At 30.5% G+C, this 17195-nt stretch carries 14 protein-coding genes; 8 read left to right on the forward strand and 6 right to left on the reverse strand.

The features are described 5' to 3' along the window. Nucleotides 1–97: 97 nt before the first annotated feature. A complete protein-coding gene (locus tag ACJDT4_RS22090; RefSeq protein ID WP_406789777.1) occupies nucleotides 98–751 on the reverse strand; it encodes a helix-turn-helix transcriptional regulator in 654 nt (217 codons plus the stop codon). A gap of 88 nt (nucleotides 752–839) precedes the next feature. After that, nucleotides 840–1667 carry a DL-endopeptidase inhibitor IseA family protein gene (locus ACJDT4_RS22095; protein ID WP_406789778.1) on the reverse strand — a complete coding sequence of 276 codons (828 nt, stop codon included), beginning with the start codon at nucleotides 1665–1667 and terminating at the stop codon, nucleotides 840–842. 223 nt (nucleotides 1668–1890) lie between these two features. Here ACJDT4_RS22095 and ACJDT4_RS22100 point away from each other — a divergent pair, with 223 nt between their 5' ends. The 6 genes from ACJDT4_RS22100 (at nucleotide 1891) to ACJDT4_RS22125 (ending at nucleotide 9047) form a co-directional block, all read left to right on the forward strand. After that, nucleotides 1891–2832, forward strand: a complete 942-nt coding sequence (locus tag ACJDT4_RS22100) for an L-lactate dehydrogenase (RefSeq protein WP_406789779.1) — start codon at nucleotides 1891–1893, stop codon at nucleotides 2830–2832. Between the two features lie 214 nt (nucleotides 2833–3046). Next, nucleotides 3047–3748 carry a response regulator transcription factor gene (locus ACJDT4_RS22105; RefSeq protein ID WP_406789780.1) on the forward strand — a complete coding sequence of 234 codons (702 nt, stop codon included), beginning with the start codon at nucleotides 3047–3049 and terminating at the stop codon, nucleotides 3746–3748. A 10-nt stretch (nucleotides 3749–3758) separates the two neighbouring features. Further along, nucleotides 3759–5222 carry a sensor histidine kinase gene (locus ACJDT4_RS22110; RefSeq protein ID WP_406789781.1) on the forward strand — a complete coding sequence of 488 codons (1464 nt, stop codon included), beginning with the start codon at nucleotides 3759–3761 and terminating at the stop codon, nucleotides 5220–5222. Nucleotides 5223–5316: 94 nt separating this feature from the next. Next, complete coding sequence (locus ACJDT4_RS22115; protein WP_406789782.1) at nucleotides 5317–6423, forward strand: TolB-like translocation protein; 1107 nt, start codon at nucleotides 5317–5319, stop codon at nucleotides 6421–6423. Between the two features lie 244 nt (nucleotides 6424–6667). Beyond that, complete coding sequence (locus ACJDT4_RS22120) at nucleotides 6668–7402, forward strand: ABC transporter ATP-binding protein (protein ID WP_406789783.1); 735 nt, start codon at nucleotides 6668–6670, stop codon at nucleotides 7400–7402. Further along, nucleotides 7389–9047, forward strand: coding sequence for a putative ABC transporter permease subunit (locus ACJDT4_RS22125; RefSeq protein WP_406789784.1), 1659 nt, complete (start codon nucleotides 7389–7391; stop codon nucleotides 9045–9047). The genes ACJDT4_RS22120 and ACJDT4_RS22125 overlap by 14 nt, the downstream gene beginning before the upstream one ends. 2 nt (nucleotides 9048–9049) lie before the next feature. Here ACJDT4_RS22125 and ACJDT4_RS22130 read toward each other — a convergent pair whose 3' ends face one another. Next, entirely contained in the window at nucleotides 9050–9925 is an 876-nt protein-coding gene (locus tag ACJDT4_RS22130; RefSeq protein ID WP_406789785.1) for an AraC family transcriptional regulator, read from the reverse strand. 122 nt (nucleotides 9926–10047) lie between these two features. Between ACJDT4_RS22130 and ACJDT4_RS22135 the strand changes: the two genes are divergently transcribed. Beyond that, complete coding sequence (locus ACJDT4_RS22135) at nucleotides 10048–12237, forward strand: alpha-galactosidase (RefSeq protein ID WP_406789786.1); 2190 nt, start codon at nucleotides 10048–10050, stop codon at nucleotides 12235–12237. Nucleotides 12238–12694: 457 nt separating this feature from the next. Here ACJDT4_RS22135 and ytaF read toward each other — a convergent pair whose 3' ends face one another. Beyond that, the gene (gene ytaF / locus ACJDT4_RS22140) at nucleotides 12695–13312 is read right to left on the reverse strand and encodes a sporulation membrane protein YtaF (RefSeq protein WP_406789787.1); all 618 of its coding nucleotides are present in this window, start codon (nucleotides 13310–13312) and stop codon (nucleotides 12695–12697) included. Nucleotides 13313–13393: 81 nt separating this feature from the next. Beyond that, nucleotides 13394–14545 carry an amidase domain-containing protein gene (locus tag ACJDT4_RS22145; protein WP_406789788.1) on the reverse strand — a complete coding sequence of 384 codons (1152 nt, stop codon included), beginning with the start codon at nucleotides 14543–14545 and terminating at the stop codon, nucleotides 13394–13396. A gap of 136 nt (nucleotides 14546–14681) precedes the next feature. Here ACJDT4_RS22145 and ACJDT4_RS22150 point away from each other — a divergent pair, with 136 nt between their 5' ends. Then, nucleotides 14682–16013, forward strand: coding sequence for an MATE family efflux transporter (locus ACJDT4_RS22150; RefSeq protein ID WP_406789789.1), 1332 nt, complete (start codon nucleotides 14682–14684; stop codon nucleotides 16011–16013). A gap of 199 nt (nucleotides 16014–16212) precedes the next feature. Here the strand turns inward: ACJDT4_RS22150 and ACJDT4_RS22155 are convergent, their stop codons facing one another. After that, nucleotides 16213–16956, reverse strand: coding sequence for a hypothetical protein (locus tag ACJDT4_RS22155; protein WP_406789790.1), 744 nt, complete (start codon nucleotides 16954–16956; stop codon nucleotides 16213–16215). Between the last annotated feature and the right edge of the window lie 239 nt (nucleotides 16957–17195).

Genomic DNA, 17195 nt, shown 5'->3' on the forward strand with positions numbered 1-17195 from the left:
TTTAGCAAAGTAATTTTTAAATCAAATTTTATATCACTTCAATTTATTGTAAGGTTTCTTAAGTTGATGACATTGGACGCCCAAACCCCTGGCAGGATTACTTATATTTATTTAGATAGCGGTAGATTGTGGGTTCGGATACCTGGAGGGCTTTGGCGATTTCGGAGACAGCTCCTTTTAGATTAAAGGCTCCTTCATCATAAAGCTCTTTTACTATATTTATTTTTTCTTCTGAAGACATCCTGTCCGGTGGTATTTTGGTTTTTGATATTGCTTTTTGTACCATCATATATAAAAGTTCATCGACATTGTCGTAAAATTGCTCTTGTGTATCAAGTGTTTTCCTTTTATCATTTATTGAATCTGTTGATATAAAGCTTAGGTTGTCCATTAGCTGCTTAACTTTATCATAAGGTTCCGTATCTATATTTACGCATAAAACTCCTATTATTTCATCGTCATCATTCTTTATAAAATAACTTGCAGATCTAAAAGTTTTAAAATTGCCAATGGCTTTGTAGTTCGAAACAAAGCTTTTGCTTTTGTAGCTTTTATTTTGAATTATATTTAAAACCAAATCTGTTAAAGGGCCACCTAATTTTCTACCGCTAAGGTGACCATTTTTTATAAAAATTATAGAATTATTTGGGGAGGTTATGTCGTGTATTACTACTTCACAGTTGCTGCCTAGTATACTTGAAATAAATTCTGCCATTGGTATATATTTTGCGAGGATGTCTTTGTTATTCATATTATATTCACTCCGTACTATAAAATCAGTGCACAATTATATAAATAGAATATAGCATAAATATGAAAAAATATACAGAGTTTATTTGCTAGTTTGCTAGTGCTTGTATTCCCCAGTCATTAAATTTATAAATAAGCCAGTTTGTTCCAGAATGGTACAATACTACGTTCATTGTGCTTGGTGTTGTATCACCATCAGCATAACCACTTATTTTGAGATAAAGTAAATTACCGTTAGAAGACCTTGATATTACTTTAAAGGTGTTATCGTATTGGAGCATAAGACCATAATTGCCAACAAGTATATAGTATTTTCCATTAATATATCTAAAGGTTTCATCCATAAACTTTCTTATAAAGGTTTGAGTGTAATAGGAATTTAAATTATAGTTTTTTCTCATAAAATTTTGGAGCATGCTATAGCTAGTTATAGATGGAATCATTTCACTATAGTATTTATTATCCAAAACAGTTGGACTATTGTGATTTGAATTTTTTAAATAAGCCGAAGTGTAGAAATTTCTTACGGCTATATCGCCATTATATAACAATGCTTTTATATCATTATCAGAAATTATAGAAGCAGAAGGTTTTGGTATTGGTTTTGGTGAAACTTGCTGCTTTATATTAGAAGATATTTTTCTAGAGGAAACTGTACTTTCATTTGGTTTAGAGGTAGAGGTTTCAGCAGCAGCATTTTCTGTATTTTTAGAACTATTTGCAGGAGAAGTAGTTGATGCAGAATTAGGATTAGCTTTAGGAGAAACTTTTGGTTTCACCAATTTAGTAGAGGTAGCTTTATTTGTAGATGAAGTTTTTTGCGATTTAAAAAAGTTAACATAAACAAAGGCAAAAATTAGAACTAAAATGATTGATAGGGAAATTATTATTATTTTCTTTTTTGGATTAAAAGACATAATAAAGCCTCCAATTATTTATGAATAACGTACATGATATTATATGATTTTATACATAAAGGATGTTATGGAATTTTGTTGATAATAATTATTAATTAGTATATAATATTATTAGATAGATTATAAATGAGAATAAAATGCTATGTTTTAGTAAAAAATATGAATAACGAAGATGTTAATAGATTATACTATCTTAGTTAATCTAAAGTTTGGAGGGATTGAAATGAATAAGAATACGAAAATTTCCATAATAGGCGCGGGATTTGTAGGATCATCTACTGCTTTTGCAATTATGAACGGTGGACTTGCATCTGAATTGGTAATAGTTGATGTTAATAAGGATAAGGCAGAAGGAGAAGCTATGGATTTATCACATGGTGCAGCTTTTGTAAAACCAGTTGAGGTTAAAGCCGGAGATTATTCAGATACAAAGGATTCTGATATTGTTATTATAACAGCAGGTGCAGCTCAAAAACCAGGGGAAACAAGATTAGATTTAATATCTAAAAACTACAATATATTTAAGTCTATAGTGCCAGAAGTTGTAAAGTACAATCCTAACGCTATTTTACTTGTTGTTTCAAATCCTGTAGATATACTAACTTATATAACTTATAAATTATCAGGATTTCCGAGTGAAAGAGTAATAGGTTCTGGAACTGTCCTTGATACTTCAAGATTTAGATATATGCTTAGTAAGCATTTTGGAATTGATGCGAGAAACATTCATACCTATATTATGGGCGAACATGGAGATTCAGAAATAGCAACCTGGAGTCTTACTAATATAGCAGGTATGGATGTGAATGAATACTGCAGAGTAGCATGCAATAAATGCGATGGAGGACTTAAGTTCAAGATTCATGAGGACGTTAAAAATGCAGCCTATGAAATTATTAAGAAAAAGGGAGCTACTTACTATGCAGTTGCATTAGCGGTAAGGAGAATTGTTGAAGCTATAATAAGAGATGAAAATTCTATATTAACCACTTCTTCGTTATTAGAAGGTCAATACGGCGTGAATGGAATATATATGGGAGTACCTTCTATCATAGGAATTAATGGAGTAAAGCAGATACTTGAAGTTCCGCTAAAAAAAGAGGAGATAGAACAACTTCATAGTTCAGCTAAAACTTTAAAAGAATCGTTAAAAGATATTGACTAAATAATCTTACTATGAGGCTGTGGCACTAAAAGGTTATTAAGTTGTAATTTATAAATAAAGTTAATTATAGAAAAAGTGAAGGGTTTTGCTGTGGCAAAACCCTTCACTATTATTTTTGTATATATATGGGCGTTGATGTAAAATATACATGTAATGTAGGGTATATAGTAATGAGCCGTTTAGCTAATAATAGATTGAAAGTGGTGTATATTTTATGAGCAAATTAAATAAGAAGAATATTTTAATAATAGAGGATGAGAGAGCAATAGGGGAACTTTTAAGCTACTCGCTTACAAGGGAAGGTTTTAATACAGCCTATAGTGAAACAGGTTTTGATGGCATAAAGCTTATTGACGAGTTTAAACCTGATCTCATTGTTTTGGACATTATGCTTCCAGACATAAGCGGATTTGATGTTTGCAGGAAAGTGAGTGCAGAATATAAGATTCCAATAGTTATGCTTACAGCAAAAACGGATATTGTGGACAAGATTCTTGGAATGGAACTTGGAGCCGATGATTATATTACGAAACCATTTGATATAAGGGAAGCCATAGTTAGGATAAAGGCTATATTTAGAAGAATAGATCAGGTAAAAGAGTCAATTGATGATGATAAGGATATTGTCAGCGTAGGAAATGATATAAAGATAATTAAAGAAAGTAGAACTGTAACTTATAAAAATGAAACTGTTGTTTTTACACCTAAAGAATATGATTTGCTGCTTTTGTTAAGTGAAGGAAAGGGAAAAGTGTTTACAAGGGAGCAAATTTTAAATGAAGTATGGGGCTTTGATTTTTATGGTGACACTAGAACTGTTGATATTCATATTCAGCGTATAAGAAAAAAACTTGGAATGAAAAATGATAATAATATTATTAAAACTATATTTGGAGTAGGATATAGGCTGGATTGAAGGTGAAATTATGAGATTTTCTATAAGATATAAAATACTTTTTGGATTTTCCCTAATTTTTCTCTCGGGTTTTTTAGTACTTGGTATGATTTTAAGTTCTTCAATAGAAAAAAATAATGAAAATTTAATATCACAAAATTTTAATGCAAATAAATTATATTTTGATGAATACATAAATGAATTTATATTATTACATGATAGGAGTTCACTTCAAAACATATCCTATAAAGAATGTTCAGATTTTGGAATGAAATTACACACAAAAGATAACTCTAGAATACTTCTATACTCATATAAAGGAAAGCTTATATATGATTCTGATAGCTTTCATGAAAAAATACTTGATAAAGACCTTAAGCAAGCTGAAAATAATAAAAATGCATATACCATAAATAAAATAAATGGAAAGACAATTGTTAGTTTTTCTTATCCTATAATACTTGATAACAAGATTTATGGAATCTTTAGGTATACGAAGGATTATACGGATATATTTTCTTACAGCAGCAATTTAATTGATAAGTTAATGTACTCTCTTGCTGCAATATTTGCTGTAGTATTTATCTTTTCAATATTTCTATCTAGAAGTATATCGGTACCAGTTCTTAAGCTAAGTAGATTAACCAGCGAAATGGCTGAGGGTAATTATAATACAGAAGCTTTAAACATAAAGACAAAGGATGAAATAGGAGTACTTGCGAGAAATTTTATTCTTATGAAGGAAAAAATACAAAAGCAAATCGAAACAATAAAGCAAGATAGAGATAATCTTATGAAGCTTGAAGAGCATAGAAAAGTATTTTTTGATAGCGCTACCCATGAGCTTAGAACCCCATTAACTGTAATTCTTGGATATGCCCAAATGATTAAAGAAAACGGATTTACTGATAAAGATTTTTTTCTTAAAGGTATGGGGCATATAGAAAAGGAAAGTAAAAGATTATATGATATGGTGGTCGATCTCTTAGAAATATCGAAATTAAAATCTGATACTAATGAAATGAAATTTAGTGAAGTTAACTTAAAAAAGATGCTTGAAAATACTTGCGAAGAAATGAGCATTAAGGCAAGTAAATATGAAGTGAAAATAGTTTTTGAAAGTGATGATGATATAGAGGTTATGGGTGATGAAAATTCGCTAAAGCAGGTTTTTATAAATATTATAGACAATTCTATAAAATATGGCGCTGTTAAATCAACGATAAGCTTGAAATTAGAAAGGGAGAATAATAGTGCTTTAGTCATTATAAACAATAGGGGCGATTGTATACCGAGGGACAAAATGGATAAAATATTTGAACCCTTTTATCGTGTTGAAAAGAAAGCTTCTAGGGAAAAAGGCGGCAGCGGCTTAGGCTTATATATTGTAAAAGATATTTTGGATAAGCACAATGGAGAGATAAGTATGGAGAATGTTGAAGATGAAGGGGTAAGAACAAAAATAAAGCTTCCAATACATATGTTTACAAAATAGATACAACTTTATATATTTTTGAAATAATAACTATCTATAATTTAATTAAAGGTTAAGTTAACTGCAGTAATTTAATCTAAAAAGGAGGGATGGAATGAATAAAAATTTAAAATTTAAGCTACCAATGCTTTTAATTACAGCAGTTGTTATTGGTGGAATTAGTGTTGAAAGTTATGGTATAAAGGCAAAAGCAGGAGATAACAATGGCAAAACTGTTGTAGTTAAAGCCTTAGCACAACCTAAGAGTACCGCTGATGATAAACTGGAGATTCAAAATATAAAACAAATACAGGATAAAGATTTAGATGATTTTAATATATTAAGGCATGGAAATCAAATTTTTCATGAGATAGGTAATGAAAATTATACAATGTTTTTGCATGAGGATCTTAATTATGACAATGGAAATTATAAAGCAAATGAAAAGTATGCAGCTGGCGAATCTGCACCAAGATTATCTGGAGTTGGAGAAGATGAAAAACAACAACAAAAAATGAACACGCTTCCACTTTACATTTCACTTTATGAAAAGAAAACTGATAAGGTAATAAAGGATTTTAAGCTTGAAAAGGATGGATGGAGATACCATGTTGAAAGAGCAGAGGCATCCGCAGATGGTAATAAAGTTGTTTTTGTTGGAACTAAATATAAACCTGAAGCTGACCATTTTAATGTTACAGAATCACTATATATGATTGACTTTAATAAGCCAGGTGAGATAGTAACTTTAAAGCAGGGCGAAAGTGAAGGCAATTTGTTCTACAATGCTGACTTTGATGCAAATGGAAATGTAATATATTCATATTTTGATAAGAACACAAGAGGATTATGCATGTATGATATGAAAAATGGTACAACTTCTAAGCTTGTTGACGATTGGGTTGATGCATTTAGATTAAGTGAGGATGGTACAAAAATAGCATATTCTACAGACAAAGATGCTGATAACAGTGCAAATGTTTATGCAGCACAAATAAAAGGAGATAACCTTACAAATGTAATAAGCTTGTGCAAGGATATAAATGTAGAACAGGGCGCTGATCAAAACTTCTTTTGGAAAAATAATGATAAGACACTTGAGATACAAGAAAGATATGGTAGAAGAGGTCACAAGAATTTTGAAGAATTAGATTGCTACAATTATTTTCATGGAGATTATACTAAGCCTGCAAAAAACAATTATATAATTAATTTTAAGTAAGATATGAACTACACCATAAAGGAGTAATATATATAAACAAACAAAAACAACCACGATATATTGCTCAATCGTTTTTGGAATGAAGGTATTTTTTAATTTAGCAGTTGAAATACTTTGACGCTGTTGCAATAATTTCTTAATGCAGCGGCGTTTTTTGCGCATATAAAATTTATATTGAAATAATGTTGTTATTGTTATATAATTTCTATAACAAAAATCAAATTTATTTTGTGGAGGAAAATATATGATAGAACTTACCAATGTAACTAAAACCTATAATGGAAAAAATAATGCAGTTGAGGACTTAAATTTAACAATAAATTCCGGTGAGATATTTGGATTTTTAGGACCTAATGGTGCAGGAAAAAGTACAACCATAAAGATGATTATGGGAATAATAAAAAATGATAGTGGCTGCATTAAAGTAGATGGTGTAGATATAAATGAAAAACCGCTGGAGGCTAAAAGTAAAATAGGATATGTTCCAGATAGTCCGGATATGTTTTTAAGGCTCAAGGGCATAGAATATTTAAATTTTATGTCTGATATATACGATGTTGAAACTTCAGTAAGGCAAAAAAGAATTGAGGAGTTAAGTAAGTACTTTGATATGGAAAGTGCTTTAAGCGATAAAATTCAAAGTTATTCTCATGGTATGAGGCAAAAGATTATTGTGATGGGTGCTTTAATTCATGATCCTAGTGTTTGGATATTAGATGAGCCACTTACAGGACTTGATCCTAAAGCTGCATATAATTTAAAAGAAATGATGAGAAGACATGCTGATAGTGGAAAAACTGTTTTCTTTTCTACCCATGTTCTTGAGGTAGCAGAAAAAGTTTGCGATAGAATTGCAATAATAAATAAGGGTAAAATATTATTTTGCGGAACAATAACTGAAATGAAGGATAGTCTTAAAGAGCAAGGCAGTTCTCTTGAAAAAATGTTTTTGGAGTTGGTGGAAGATGAAAACAAATAAATTTTTTGTACTAACTAAATATCTTATGATGGGCTCCGATATGAGGGGTGGTAGAAAGAAAAAAGGATTGTCAGATAACAGCATATATAGAACCATTATGGCAATTATTTTATTTTTGCTTTTGGCGTGTTCCGTTGGGGCTCTTGATTTGCCGATTTATGAAAGTTTAAAAATGATAAATATGCAATCATTACTTTTGGTTTTAAATTATTCACTTGTAGCCTTTGTTATTTTTTTCTTTGGCGTATTTTATGTAATGAATATTTTTTATTTTTCAAAGGATATAGATTATTTGCTTCCGCTTCCAGTAAAACCTGAGACAATTATAGCAAGTAAATTTGTAGTAACACTTTTGTATGAATATTTTATTGCAGGAATTATCTTGGTGCCATGTACAATTATATATGGAATTAATTCTTCGGCAAATCCATTGTTTTATGTATATAGCGTAATTCTTATAATTTTTTTACCTGTATTGCCTCTTTGTATAGCACTTTTATTGAGCATTTTAGTAATGCCGCTGATAAATTTATCAAAGAACAAAGACCTTTTTAAAATTATAGGGGGAATACTTGCACTTGTATTTGCATTTGGCTTTAACATAGTTGCAAATATGGGAGCTAGAAATGCAGGTCAGATGTCAAATAGCTTGAAAAATTTAAGTAACTCAGTAGGAAGCATTTTCCCAGGCGGTAAGATTGCGGCTGCTGCACTTATTAATAGCGGTAGTTTTTATGGCTTTTTACAGCTTGTGATTTTTGTATTAATAAACATCCTAAGTTTTGTTATAATTTTAGTTTTAAGTAATGCGCTTTATTTCAAAGGAGTTGTAGGCCTTTCAGAATCAGGTTCAAAAAGAAAAGCTATGAATGAAGCAGAACTATCCAAGGCAGTAGCTAGAAGGTCTGTTGTAATGTCTTATACTATTAAAGAATTAAAGCTGCTTTTTAGAACACCAGCGTATTTTATAAACTGCGTAATAATAGTTTTAATATGGCCGCTTGTTATAATAATGCCTATGTTTTTTAGTTCTCATCAAAATAATGGACCTTCTAAGGATCAACTTATAAGCTTATTTGCATCAAGTTCAAATTATCCAATAATTATAGCTGCAGCAGCTGCATTTGGAGTGTTTGTTGGATGCATGAATGTTGTTACTTGTACATCCATTTCAAGAGAAGGCGATAACTTTTTTGTTATGAAGTATATTCCTGTTCCATATAAACAGCAAATTACAGCGAAAATACTTTCGGGAGTTGCTATAGCATTGGTTGGGCAGATACTTTTAGTAATTACTGCAGCTATAATAATGAAAATGCCAATATATATGTCAATATTATGCATTATTATAGGATTAGCTGGAATGTTTCTTTCAGCTACAATTGGAATTTTAATTGATATAATGATGCCGAAGCTTGAATGGGACAATGAACAGAAAGCTGTTAAACAAAATTTAAATGTTTTATTTGCAGTTATACCTGCTCTTATTGTAGGAGTTATTACTGTTGCAGCTATAGTTATTGTGAGACCTAATTTTGCTATTACCTTTATGGTACTTTTAGTTATATATGTTGTTATAGATTTTGTAGTATACAAAGCTGTATGTGAAAAAGGAACTGATATTTTAAAGGATTTTGAAAATTAAGCCTATTTTTCATATAAGATTCTGTTTATTTCGTAGGAACTGCTGTTCCTGCGAAATTCATCTGGTGAAACTCCAAATTTCTTTTTAAAAACCTTTCCGTAATAATTACTACATGAGAAACCCACACTTTTAGCTATATTTTCAAGGGTTAAGTTGCTTTGTGAAGTTAAAAGCTTAACTGAATTTTCTAAGCGTATTTTAATCAGGTAATTATTTGGTGTAATGCCAAGCTCTTTTTCAAACTTTCGCGTTAAATGAAATTTAGAAATTTGAGCTGCTTTTGCCATATCATCTAAACCAATTTGTAAATTATAATGAGTATTGATAAAGTCTTTACAAAGTTCTATACTTGATGGAAGAACCTTTTGCTTTTGCTCCTTATGAAAATAACTGACAAGATTCATTATTAGTTCATAGGCATATTTTGAACACTGATATGCATCTTGAAATTCGTTCCTTACGGACATATCATAAATGTTCCACATTAACTTTTCTATAGCAGAGTCTTTTTTTATTGAAAATACTGGCCCTACTAAAGCTGTAAGCTGATTCCAAAACGGTAAAGCTTCATTAGAAAATTGTATATATAATAATTCCCACTTGTCTGATTTCTTTGGTAGCCTGTAGCAGTGAGAGCTCGGAACCTCTACAATGAAAGCGTCTCCTTCCTTTAATTTATATATGATATTATTGAGTTCAAGTTCACCTTCACCACTTATAGTATATTGTATGAGACAGTGCTCATCTTTACGGTATTTTCCGTTCCATATATAGTCATGAGAAGTAATCGTCTGCCACCCGAGGCCTTTAATAGTTAAAAGTGATATTGGTGATATAAAATTAAAGCCTATTGAAGTTTGTTTTAAATTACTGAGCAATATTTTACCCTCCAGTTGTTTTTTTTATTCTTGTACTCCAGTAAAAATTAAACTAATATAAATAGTATACAGCAATAAAGTATTTATGCATATATTGAAAACGATTGAGTGGAGGGAAAACTATGAATATATATTTCGATGAAAAAGAAAAAATATTTCATTTGCAGAATAAGAATATGAGTTATATTATGCAGGTTATGGAAGGTGGATATTTAGTTCATTTATATTGGGGAAGAAAAATTAAAGAATACCATAAGAGTAACCCTATTATCTTTGTCGATAGAGGATTTTCACCAAATCCGGATTCTAATAATCGTACTTTTTCATTAGATACTATTCCTAATGAATATCCTGCCTATGGAAATGGTGATTTTAGAAATCCTGCATATCAGCTTCAGCTTGAAAATGGGTCTACAGTTACAGACCTTAGATATGCAAAACATGAAATATATGATGGAAAAAGAAAGCTTAAGGGACTTCCAGCAGTTTATGTTGAAGATAAAAATGAAGCAAAAACACTTGAAATAACCATGGAAGATAAGGCTATAGGTTTGACTGTTATTTTGAGTTATACAATATTTGAAAAGTTTGATGCACTTACTCGTTCTGTGCAGTTTAAAAACAATGGCAGTGAAAAAATTAAAATTCTCAAAGCTTTAAGCGCAAGTGTGGATTTTAGAAGTAGTGAGTATGATGTGCTTACATTTCATGGAGCCCATACTAATGAGAGAAATATGGATAGGCGCCCGCTTGTATCTGGAATACAGAGTGTTGAGAGCCGACGTGGAGCAAGCAGTCCTCAGAATGATCCTTTTATAGCACTTCTTGAAAAAAATGCAGATGAAGACTGTAAAGAAGTATATGCCTTTAATTTTGTTTATAGTGGCAATTTTATAGCAAGCGCAGAAGTTGATCAATTTAAAAATACAAGAGTATCCATGGGGATAAATCCTTTTGATTTTTCTTGGATCTTAGGTCAAAAGGAAAGTTTTCAGACGCCAGAGGTTGTAATGGTATATTCCTCTAAAGGTTTAGGTAGTATGTCAAGAACCTACAATAAGCTTTATCAAAGTCGATTGTGCAGAGGAAAGTTTCGTGATACGGTTAGACCTATTTTGGTTAATAACTGGGAAGCAACTTATTTTAATTTCAATGCTGACAAGATAGTAGAAATTGCAGCTGAGGGTAAAAAGCTTGGCATTGAACTTATGGTATTAGATGATGGATGGTTTGGAAAAAGAGATGATGATTTTAGTTCTCTTGGTGACTGGATAGTTGATAAAAATAAGCTTCCAGACGGGCTTAAAGATTTAGCAAATCGAATTCATGATATTGGAATGAACTTTGGCTTGTGGTTTGAACCTGAAATGGTTTCTGAAAACAGCGATTTGTATAGAAGTCATCCAGATTGGTGCCTGCATGTTCCTAACAGACCGCATACCTTTGGAAGAAGTCAACTTGTACTTGATTTGTCAAGAAATGATGTTTGTGATTACATTATTGAAGCAGTATCTAAAGTTTTAAGTAGTGCGCCTATTAACTATGTAAAGTGGGATATGAATCGTCATATGACAGAGGTTGGTTCTGCTAAACTTTCACCAGAAAGGCAAAGGGAAACTGCTCATCGATATATGCTTGGATTATATAAAATATTAGAGGAATTAACCTCTCGCTTTCCAGAAGTACTATTTGAAAGTTGCTCCAGCGGCGGCGGTAGATTTGATGCCGGTATGCTTTACTATATGCCTCAAACCTGGGCTAGTGATAATACAGATGCAATATGCAGGCTTAAAATACAGTACGGAACAAGCGTAGTTTATCCAATTAGCTCCATTGGAGCCCATGTATCAACAGTTCCAAATCATCAGGTTGGAAGGATAACCCCTATGAATATAAGAGGACATGTAGCTATGTCTGGAAATTTAGGATACGAGCTTGACTTAACTAAGTTATCTGAAGAAGATAAAGAACTTGTGAAGCTTCAAATTAGCACTTATAAGGAGATAAGAGAAATTATCCAGTTTGGTGATTTTTATAGAGTACTCAGTCCTTTTGACGGCAATGAGGCAGGATGGAATTTTGTTTCCAAGGATAAATCAGAAATGGTAGGTTATTATTTTAATATATTAGCCCAACCTGCAGCAGCCAGCCGCATATTAAAATTTAAGGGCTTAGATGAAAATACCTTGTATGAAAATATAGCTACAAAAGAAGCTTTTTATGGAGATGAACTCATGAATGTAGGCTTGAGTATACCAATAATAAGAGAAGATTTTTCAAGTCTTATGTGGAGATTTAAGAAAATAAAATAAAGAGCGAAGTAACAATGCTTTGTCACATTAAAAAAATTCTATAAATCTAAAGTTTAAAAATCATAAAATACTAAGATATTTCAATAACTCGCTATCGCTCAGACAGATTGAAATATCTAAGTATTTGACGATTTTTAAACCAAGATTTATTAGAATTTTTTTAAACTGTTCCTTCAACATTGTTATTTCGCTGCCACAGCAGTACAAGGAAAAAATTCCTCCGTACCTACGGAATTTTAGGTGTGAATTTTTGTAACCAATAATTTCAGTACAATATATTGTACTTAATTTCTATTGATTAACTATGTTTACGGCTGATTTTTCGTAGAGAAACGGAGAAAAATCCACCTTGCATTTCTGGATTAGTGAAGTAACAGTATTGAAGAGGTGATTTAAATGAAAGCTAATAAATCATTGCCTTAGATTTATAGTTTTCATTTAACATCTCAAGATACTGTTACTTTGCTAGCATTTCATAAATACCTAGTAATATAATGATTAAGCCTGAAATTACGGCTGCATATTTACCGAGCTTATCTGATAAATATTTGTTGCCTATTGTGAGACCTAGGGAAATTGTAACTATGCTTATAAAAAAGGTTAAAATTGTAGTAAGTATTATGTTTAAACCTGATATACTTGCGCCTATTCCAAGCCCCATGTTATTTAAAGCAAGAGCAATAGAAAGTGAAAAGGATTCTTTTAAGTCTATGCTTCCAGAAGTATCTTTATCTGCGTTTTCTGGATTAGAGAGAATATCTTCTATATTTGACAGGCTATTTTTTTCGGTTGATTTAGATGATTTTTTGTTTTGTCGGAATTCACCGATGATAGCCCAAAGACCTATTAAAATAAGAATGCCGCTTCCAAGTATATTGGTAAAGCCTGTAGGTACAAAAATACCGATAAAGCTTCCTAACTCCATTGATAAAGCGGTTCCGACTGCTGATATTATTGCTATAAGTAAATTGATTAATAAATTTATTTTGATTTTTTTTATACCATAGCACAAGCCAACAACAAAATTATCTGTACTAGCTGATAAAACGAAAAGTATTGTTGAAAGTATTTGCATAGCGCTCCCCTTTTGAAAGTGATACACAATATACTATTCATCAGCTAGTATTTAAGTTACACTTACTGTGGATTTATATATTTAATGTAAGTAAGTGTGTATAAGGTGAAACTTAATATTGCTATTAGCCCATCCAAGATCCCATGGAACATGATACCTATCTGTTGTGTGTGAATTTATAAGAGGGTAACCATGAGAATCGAAACTGGTTACTATTGCAAAATGATCTATATTATTTTTTTTGTCATAGGCTATGAGATCACCTGGAATCAACTTTGAAATAGCACCCTCAGGATAGTAATTTGTTTTTTTAATTAAATTTTCAAAGGTTCCAACCTTTATTATTCTACCTCTTCCACTATATATAAGGTAATTTTTAAAGGCATCAGTATTTACAAAAGCTTTGCTACCTTGACCTTTAGCACAATGCCAGCCGCCATTATATTTTAGCGCAGCACCTTCTTTGTCACTTAAAGTTTGAGAGGCAAAATTTGTGCAATCACCTCCAATGCCTGTAAAATCTAAATATTTTTTATTGTAGTTAAGATAATATTTATCGGCATACTGAACCATTCTTATTCTTCTGTTGTTACCCCAAAGCATTTCATCAATGTTTTTGGGACTATTTGAAAGGTCATGAACCTTAAGTTTACTTGTATCTGGAATAGTTAAGTCTCCTTTATACAAGGCTAAGGCATCCTCAAAACAATCAGTATACCAATCGTTATATACAACCCAATTATTTTTTTTATTTACTAAATCTATACTGTGTCGCAGACCAATAGAAAATGAGTTGTTAACAGGATCTGAATCTGTTTTATACATATAATTAAGCTTGAATACTTCTATTAGATAAACGTGCAATTTGTTGCCGGAGTGTTTAACTCTTTTTAAATCTATAGAAGAAGTTATATCTGTAAATTTTATGTTTCTTCTGTAGCTCCATTCATTTAAATATTTAATACGTTTAATTTCGTGATCTAAAGACCATTTTCCATAGTTTTGAGAGGTGTCAAAAAGTGGAACAAGACTTTTTAAGTCCAATGATATAAATGCTTTAGATCTTTGACCATATATTTTTTCTAGCTCTTTTTTTGCTATTTCTTTATAATCTTTATTAGGTTCTACAATAGGATTTTTATTAATTGCATATATGTTTAGGGGATTTATACTTTGAAATATTGTTAAAAACATAATTGATAAAATAAATACTGCCTTTGCCTTTTTTTTCAAGTTAACCACCTCTTAAAATTTAGTATACGAGTATTATTATTTCCTAAAAGGTACATTAAAAATACTATAAAAAGTAATTAATTATTTTAAATTTAATATATTTTAAAATATGAGCAATAACTTTGGTAGGTAAATAGTGAGGGATAAAAAAATAATAAGAGAGGTTTTAGATGTATCATTACCAGTGGTTTTAGAATTAACGGTTTATAACTTTTTATATATACTAGATATGATGCTTGTGGGAAAGTATGGAGGAGGAAACGAGGTATCACAGTTTGGAATATGTAATAATATATACAATACTTTTTTAAATATATTTATTTTTACAGGAGTTTGTATAGGAGTAACAACTTTGGCAGCTCAAAGCTATGGTGCAAAAAGATACATACAAGCAAAGGAATATGCTGAGATGGGATTTTTTCTTGGAATAATAGTATCAGCAGTTACTGTCATAATTATTTTCTTTAATGCTGAAAAAATACTTATTATATCTGGAGTAAAAAGAGCAGCATTAAATCAAACTTGTGGAGTACTTAGGATGTTTTCAATTTCACTATTTTTTAGCATGAATATTAATGTTATAAATTCTATATTAAGGAGCTATAGAAATAGTGTAGAACCATTTAAAATTTCATTGTATGTTGGCCTTTTTAAGATTATATTTGATTTTGTGTTTATATTCTCAAATATATTTAATGTATCCTCTGTACTTGGAGTTTCAATAGCATCAGCTTTATCACAATTTTTAGGATTTCTTATAGATTATCATTATGTAGTAAAAGTACCAGGAGCTATAAATATAAATATAGTATTTAAGATAAAAATAAAGAAGATAATTGAACTTTTAAAATTATCAATACCATCCTCTGGTGAAGAAGCAGCATATAGCTTAAGCAGACTTGCGTGCACATTTATAATAATGAGGGCTGGAACTGTTGCTTTTGCAGCTAATGAGATTGCAAATTCAATAGAAGCAGTATCACTTATGCCTGGGACAGGCTTTGGAGCGGCAGTAACTACGCTTGTAGGAATTAACTATGGAAGAAGGAATCTTAGAGATTTAAAAAAGTGCACCTATGAATGTTTTTACTATTCATTTTTTATGATGTCATTTTTTGCAGTTATATTTCTGTTTTTTTCTCACTTCCTCGTTGGATTTTTTATAGGAGAAGAAAAAATTTTGTATTATGCCTCTATATGCCTTGCTATAGGAGCTTTTGAGCAACCAGCAATAGCACTTTCTATGAATTTTTCTGGTGCGCTTAAAGGAATGGGCGATACAAAAACACCTTTTATCGTTACATCTATATCATCCTGTATAATAAGACTTCCACTTACTTTTATTTTTATTTATATTTTAAAAAGACCTATATATTATGTTTGGTGGATTACACTTATAGAATGGGCTTTTGATGGAATAGCACTTTGGGTATGCTTTATTATTAAAATTAAAAAAACGAGAATTTAATTCAAAGTAAAGAGTAGAGTGAATGTGTATTGTTCTAAGCTTTTCTGTGAAAAATGATTGTAAAAAATATAACAAGAGCATAGCTCCTGTTATATTTAAAGATTTTTTGTAGTGAAACAAAAGAAAATTAACCATTGCTATGCTTTTTTTAGATTACTTATAAAATTCTCAAATTAGAATTTGAGAATTTTGGTAAGCCTTATTTTTTTAAGTTCAGCATAAAGCTTTCTTCTATAACATACAACTTGAATCCAAGCAGTTCTGCTATCCTTTTTAAAGCTACATCGGATTTTGAAAATTTAAATTGGAGTATCTTATTTTTAGAAAGTCCGCTAAGGCAAATGGATTTACAAAGAAGCTTTCCAGTGCCTTTTTTTCTGTAATTTTTAAGAGTAATAAGCTTTATATCTGCAATATTATTTTTAGTATACAATAGACTTGCTACTGCAATTAAATTGTTATTATGAAAACATCCTAAAACCAATGGAGCAGATAATTCAATTTTTACTTTTTCAAAATCTTCTTTAGAGCAATTATGTTTGAAATTTTCAAATAATTCTTTGTCTGAAAAAGTAAGAGCCCTAATAGTATAACTAGAATCATATATGTCATGTATTAAAGTGCTTTCAGAAAGATAGTATATATAGTTAGTAACGATATTAGAAACATTATCTCCATATTCATTTATAAAACAATCTGCATTAACGTTTTTATAAGAGTAATAACTTTCTATAAATTTATTTACTTCATCATAAAGTAAAGGATCAACTTTTAAAAAGGATCTTTTGTTTATATGATATATGGATACTTTATTAGATTGATTCAATTTATGATCTGAGGTTACCTGAGATGTATAGGACTTATCATGAGTTGTGTAATCCAAAATATCCTGCCAGTAATAATTTATCTTCTTTAGTTTATTATCTGGGATTGTATTCATCATAAATTACCACCACCTTACAATTTAATATGATAGCACAACAAAGTAAAATTAACAATGAATTCATAAAAAAATGGAATAAAATAGAAATTAAAACTCCAAATTTATTCTTTTATATAGTGAGACTAGCTCAATTACAAACTACTTATGTACAATAATCCCTTGGAAATTGGTATCTTGAAACATAAATAGTTTAAGCTTCGCAGTAGTTTCACTATAGATAAACCGCTTCAACTATTAAA

It is taken from the genome of Clostridium neuense (genome assembly GCF_045310695.1).
Lineage (GTDB): Bacteria > Bacillota > Clostridia > Clostridiales > Clostridiaceae > Clostridium_S > Clostridium_S neuense.

Bases quoted from the DNA above. Each gene is read 5' to 3' on its own strand.
- ACJDT4_RS22090 (WP_406789777.1), bottom strand. From the start codon at position 751: ATGAATAACAAAGACATCCTCGCAAAATATATACCAATGGCAGAATTT.
- ACJDT4_RS22095 (WP_406789778.1), bottom strand. From the start codon at position 1,667: ATGTCTTTTAATCCAAAAAAGAAAATAATAATAATTTCCCTATCAATC.
- ACJDT4_RS22100 (WP_406789779.1), top strand. From the start codon at position 1,891: ATGAATAAGAATACGAAAATTTCCATAATAGGCGCGGGATTTGTAGGA.
- ACJDT4_RS22105 (WP_406789780.1), top strand. From the start codon at position 3,047: ATGAGCAAATTAAATAAGAAGAATATTTTAATAATAGAGGATGAGAGA.
- ACJDT4_RS22110 (WP_406789781.1), top strand. From the start codon at position 3,759: ATGAGATTTTCTATAAGATATAAAATACTTTTTGGATTTTCCCTAATT.
- ACJDT4_RS22115 (WP_406789782.1), top strand. From the start codon at position 5,317: ATGAATAAAAATTTAAAATTTAAGCTACCAATGCTTTTAATTACAGCA.
- ACJDT4_RS22120 (WP_406789783.1), top strand. From the start codon at position 6,668: ATGATAGAACTTACCAATGTAACTAAAACCTATAATGGAAAAAATAAT.
- ACJDT4_RS22125 (WP_406789784.1), top strand. From the start codon at position 7,389: ATGAAAACAAATAAATTTTTTGTACTAACTAAATATCTTATGATGGGC.
- ACJDT4_RS22135 (WP_406789786.1), top strand. From the start codon at position 10,048: ATGAATATATATTTCGATGAAAAAGAAAAAATATTTCATTTGCAGAAT.
- ytaF (WP_406789787.1), bottom strand. From the start codon at position 13,312: ATGCAAATACTTTCAACAATACTTTTCGTTTTATCAGCTAGTACAGAT.
- ACJDT4_RS22155 (WP_406789790.1), bottom strand. From the start codon at position 16,956: ATGATGAATACAATCCCAGATAATAAACTAAAGAAGATAAATTATTAC.